Source organism: Acinetobacter sp. UBA6720, from assembly GCF_002454215.1.
Lineage (GTDB): Bacteria > Pseudomonadota > Gammaproteobacteria > Pseudomonadales > Moraxellaceae > Acinetobacter.
In genome coordinates, this window is record NZ_DKIK01000110.1 from 1 (window position 1) to 4,898 (window position 4,898).

Below are 4,898 nucleotides of genomic sequence, written 5' to 3' on the forward strand. Positions count from 1 at the left end.
GTTTAATTCGTCTGATCACAGATACTTTATAAAGTATTTTAGTACTTTTTTAAATCCGTCAATGCGTAAGTCCTATTTTATTATGAATAGAACTCATAATTTAAGATTATAAAAAATCATTTCATGCATATTTAGATTTTTTGTAGGCTATTGAAATCAAGGGAATAGAATTAGGTACGGAGCGACCAATGAGAACCTATATAAATAGCTTATCGGTTCTATAAGATTTCAACAGAGTTTCTGAACTGTTATGAAAAAATTAATTTTCAAAAAAAAGATATTACAACGCTAAAGAGTAGAACAATGAAACAGCTCGATTTTTCTATTATTGATCCGCACATACACCAATGGGCTCCTTACCATACTCCGCATTCAGCTACTTTATTGGTTAAGACATTGGGGAAATATCCATTGCTTATGGATAAGATTCTTCGCATAGTAAAACCAAAAGCGTTGTTGTACACTCTAGGGCATACGCAACATGTATTAAGCTCTTATTTACCGATACATTATCATCAAGATTTAGATGAGATACAGGTTAAAAGCGTTGTTCATGTCGAAGCCGATTGGCATCATCATAAAGGGTTTGGCGTTGTTGAAGAAACGAGATGGCTAAGCCAGTTAGATTTTTCAAAATATGATTTAAAGCTTGCTGCAATTGTTGCTACGGCAGATCCAAGTCACCGCAAATTCGTCGATATTTTAAAAGCTCATCGAGATGCAAGTCCTTTGTTTAGAGGAATTCGAAAGATGTCTTCTTGGCATGAAGATGACGGCATCTATCGCTGGTCTAAAACACCTCATTTATATCAGTCTAAAAAATTCTTAAAGGGATTTGAGCAACTCGCCAAAATGAATCTGTCTTTTGATGCTTGGGGCTATTCAACTCAATTAAATGAGATCACTGCCTTGGCCAAGCAGTTTCCAGAAACAAGGATCGTGGTAGATCATCTTGCAACACCTGTTGGTTTGTTTGGTGCAGTAGGGAAGAAGACAGGGAAAACGCTGCGCAACGTGATGCAATATTTCAGCAATGGCAAAACGACCTAAGTGCTTTAGCGAAGCAGCAGAATGTGCATGCAAAAATATCAGGGCTTATGATGCCAGTATTGGGACACACATTTTACAAAGAAAATCGGACGGCGACTGTAGATGAAATTATTCAATTATTAACCCCATTGATACAGCATGCGATTCGTGTTTTTGGTACAGATCGAATCATGTTCGCTTCAAACTATCCAATGGATAAACCTAATGCGCGTTTAACCGACTTAATACAGGCTTATATCAAAATGATTGAGCCTTATGGTTCTGAAGCTTTGCAAGCGATTTTTAGACAAAACGCAATCCATTTTTATCAATTAGACATCAACTAAACAAAGAGCCAAGCTATGAAAAATTTTAATCAAAAAGTTGCCGCGATTACAGGTGCGGGTTCTGGAGTCGGCCAACAACTCGCTATCTTATTGGCACAACAAGGTGCACATTTAGCCCTAAGTGATGTCAACGAGCAAGGCTTAGCTGAAACATTGGAACTTGTTAAATCCTATCCAGTTAAAGTCACGCTTAGCACCTTAAATGTGGTTGATCGCACTGCTGTAGAGGAATGGGCTGCGAATACCGCCCAAGAACATGGAAAAATTAACCTCATTTTTAATAATGCAGGCGTGGCATTGGCAAGCACGGTTGAAGGAATGAGTTATGAGGAAATGGAATGGGTATTTGATATTAATTTTTGGGGTGTTGTACATGGTACCAAAGCATTTTTACCCTATTTAAAACAAAGTGGTGAAGGGCATATTATCAATATTTCCAGTCTATTTGGCTTAACAGCACAACCTACGCAAAGTGCATACAATGCGACTAAATTTGCAGTACGTGGTTTTACCGAATCACTTCGTCAAGAGCTTGACTTACAAGCCAACGGTGTAAGTGCAACTTGTGTCCATCCAGGGGGGATTCGCACCAACATTGCGAATAGCGCACGCATGAGTGATAGTATTCGTGCCTTAGGATTGAATCCTGCAAAAGCCAGTAAAGCTTTTAACAAGGTACTTAAAACCCCACCTGAAGAAGCTGCAAAAGTAATTTTAAATGCGGTTAAAAAAGATCAGCGCCGAGTTTTAATTGGCAATGATGCCAAAATTTTAGATCTAATTCAGCGTGTAGCACCATCACATTATGCGCAAGCATTGAATTTGTTCACCAAAAAGAAAAAGTAAGATTTGAGTTCATCATCTATTTGATTCACAAAGCTCTAAAGTAAAATGTAATTTAGGGCTTTGTGAATCAATAGTTTATGCTAAATATTGAATGTTAAATTCTCTATAAAACATTCCCAAAGCCAATATACCCATCATGACAGACAGCGTTGTTAATAAAATGGTTTGTACTTTTATATCACTGAGTACTTTCTTTAGATTCAACAAAAAAAAGACATAAAGACCACCAATGATGGCAAGCGTGAAGATGGTAATAGACACTAAAAACCAGCTTTGCTTTTGCAATGACTGCGCGCCGAAGATAGCAGGTACAATCGCAAGATAAAATGAAATGGTTTTAGGATTACTCAAAGTAATTAACAGCCCATCTTTATAGGAAAAAAGCGTGTTTTTGAGATTTTCAGGTGCTTCATTTTCCAAAAGATTACCTTTAAAAAACCAAAACTTATAAGCTAAGTAAAGCAGATACGAACTTGATAGTAGTATCAAATAAAAAACCAAATGTGGACTGAAATGATGAAGAGAAGAAAAAAGAAAAATTGAAATCAATAAAAAAGTGATATCTCCCGTGATGAGACCACATAGCATCATCAGTCCATTTTTATATCCCTGTACTAAAGTCTTAAACATAAGACCAGTCATGCCTGGTCCAGGGAGGATTGCGGCTAATCCTAAAGTTAAAACATAGGTCATTGTCTGTGTGAGATGTTCCATGTCAATTAAAACCCAATGAAATCGGATCTCTATTTTTTAATAAATACATAGGTAAATTTGATCTATATGTTCTAGCAAATATAAAAAATAGGGTATAAATAACCCTATATTTAAATTTAATAGAAATTTTATGCCTAAATTAAAAATTGATAAAACTGATGCAAGAATTTTAGAGTTGTTGCAAAAAGACTCAAGAACCACAAATGCTGACTTATCAGAACAGTTAGGTCTTTCAACCTCGCCCTGTTGGCGAAGAGTCAAACATTTAGAAGACACCAAAGTCATCAAAGGATACGGCGTTTTACTTGATCGCAAAAAACTTGGCTTAGGTGTGATGGTGTTTGTCCGTGTATCGATTGATAGTCATAGTGAAAGAGAGGCAAAGAAATTTGAGGAAGAAGTCACTGCTTTAGATTATGTCGTTGCATGTTATAGCATTGGAGGCGATGCAGACTTTTTGTTGCAAGTCGTATCACCAGATCTCGATACCTATGCTGAATTTTCAATGACGACCATTCGAAGATTGCCCGGAATCAAAGAAATGCAAAGTATGTTTGTGCTGAAGGAAATAAAGCCCTTTTTATGTTTTCCAGTAAAGCCTCAGAAATAAACACTAGTGCACTGATTTTGACTGATCACAGTGCATAAAAATAAAAATGCCTTGTTTTGAGTCAAAAAAGTGTGACGAAATTAAAAAATCGTATTACCAAACTGGCATGCCATTTGCTTTATTAGTTCCATCATAAAGTGATCTAGGGTTCCGATAGCCAACGGATAAAAGTTGACTATGACTGAGACCGAGAGTTCACGGTTCGCAAGAACTACACGGAGGGATAAAAGCCCGGGAGGTTGGACTTAAACCTTATAAGAGGTCATGCGAATGGGCGAATATCATAATAATCAGAGTCTTTGGACTGAAAAACTACCAGGTGGTCATCATTGGTCTGGACGAGTTCAGAAAGGGAGCGTTCTTCAGTTTAAAGCTCTGGCTTCAAACGCCAATGTTTCACTGTTTTGTGTGAATGCTGAAGATAAACTCGAACGTTACAACATGCCAGACACCTTAAAAGGACAACATACTGCATTTTTAACGACGGGCAATGTTTTATATTCAGATTTAGGGCGTGTCATGGCATCTATAGTTAAAGATGACCATGGTTGGAATGATACTTTCTGTGGGGCGAGTCGTCCTGAGCAAATCAGCAAACAATTTGGTCAACGTCGTTTTCAAGATGCACGAAATGAAATGTACCAAAACGGTGTCGATGGCTTATTGGTAGAGATGGCGAAATTTTCACTGTCACAAACTGATTTAAGTGCAACCGTAAACCTTTTCTCAAAAGTGAGTCCCAATGATCAAGGTGCACTAAGCTATACCCAATCAGACAATACCAGCCAAATCATTGAATTACGTTTTGAAATGGATTGTCTGGTTTTCCTTTCTGCTGCTCCACATGGTTTAGATAACAGATCGCTCTATCAACCAAGCGATATTCAATTGTCTTTGTATAAAGCCAACTCTTTAGCCGACCATGATATTTGTCGTGATGCCTGTTCACAAAATCAACGTGCTTTTCAAAACAACGCACGTTACTACGCATTGAGTTCAGCATATTAAGCTATAGGAGAAGCATCATGACGGTCTTACATACTTTTGAAAAAGCTACATTAAGTGAAGTTTGTCCTGCGGGTGAAGCATGGATGTGCGAAGTCAAAAAAGGTCAATACTTTCGGATTATCGATTTAGAGGGCAACCAAGCTGTTGATACGTTGTTTATCTCAGCAGAAAATCCTGAAGAGCGTTATAGCGCTACAGATACGCTTGCCATGAATCAATATATCTATTTAGAAAAAGGCACATATTTATACAGTAACTTTGGACGGTTAATTGCAGTCATTCATGATGATAACTGTGGTCGTCATGACACGTTGGGTGGTGCATGTTCTTGCGAAAGTAATACT

At 37.5% G+C, this 4,898-nt stretch carries 5 protein-coding genes, 1 pseudogene and 1 riboswitch; of the genes and pseudogenes, 5 read left to right on the forward strand and 1 reads right to left on the reverse strand.

From position 1 onward, the window contains the following. Nucleotides 1-303 precede the first annotated feature (303 nt). Together B4F08_RS09605 and B4F08_RS09610 are read left to right on the forward strand one after the other, a co-directional pair. A pseudogene (locus tag B4F08_RS09605) lies at nucleotides 304-1,376 on the forward strand (amidohydrolase family protein). A gap of 15 nt (nucleotides 1,377-1,391) precedes the next feature. Next, nucleotides 1,392-2,222: an SDR family NAD(P)-dependent oxidoreductase gene (locus tag B4F08_RS09610; RefSeq protein ID WP_291374254.1), complete on the forward strand. Its 831-nt coding sequence runs from the start codon at nucleotides 1,392-1,394 to the stop codon at nucleotides 2,220-2,222. A 75-nt stretch (nucleotides 2,223-2,297) separates the two neighbouring features. On the opposite strand, the gene B4F08_RS09615 is transcribed toward B4F08_RS09610, so the two are convergent. Then, nucleotides 2,298-2,936: a LysE family translocator gene (locus tag B4F08_RS09615; RefSeq protein ID WP_004961925.1), complete on the reverse strand. Its 639-nt coding sequence runs from the start codon at nucleotides 2,934-2,936 to the stop codon at nucleotides 2,298-2,300. 130 nt (nucleotides 2,937-3,066) lie between these two features. Between B4F08_RS09615 and B4F08_RS09620 the strand changes: the two genes are divergently transcribed. The 3 genes from B4F08_RS09620 to B4F08_RS09630 all read left to right on the forward strand — a co-directional run. Beyond that, nucleotides 3,067-3,546: an Lrp/AsnC family transcriptional regulator gene (locus tag B4F08_RS09620; RefSeq protein ID WP_004961922.1), complete on the forward strand. Its 480-nt coding sequence runs from the start codon at nucleotides 3,067-3,069 to the stop codon at nucleotides 3,544-3,546. 131 nt (nucleotides 3,547-3,677) lie between these two features. Beyond that, nucleotides 3,678-3,786, forward strand: a riboswitch (guanidine-I (ykkC/yxkD leader). 24 nt (nucleotides 3,787-3,810) lie between these two features. Further along, entirely contained in the window at nucleotides 3,811-4,554 is a 744-nt protein-coding gene (locus B4F08_RS09625; protein ID WP_026057410.1) for an urea amidolyase associated protein UAAP1, read from the forward strand. Between the two features lie 17 nt (nucleotides 4,555-4,571). After that, nucleotides 4,572-4,898 (forward strand): urea carboxylase-associated family protein (locus tag B4F08_RS09630; protein ID WP_291374255.1); only part of this gene is annotated, 327 nt, incomplete at its 3' end.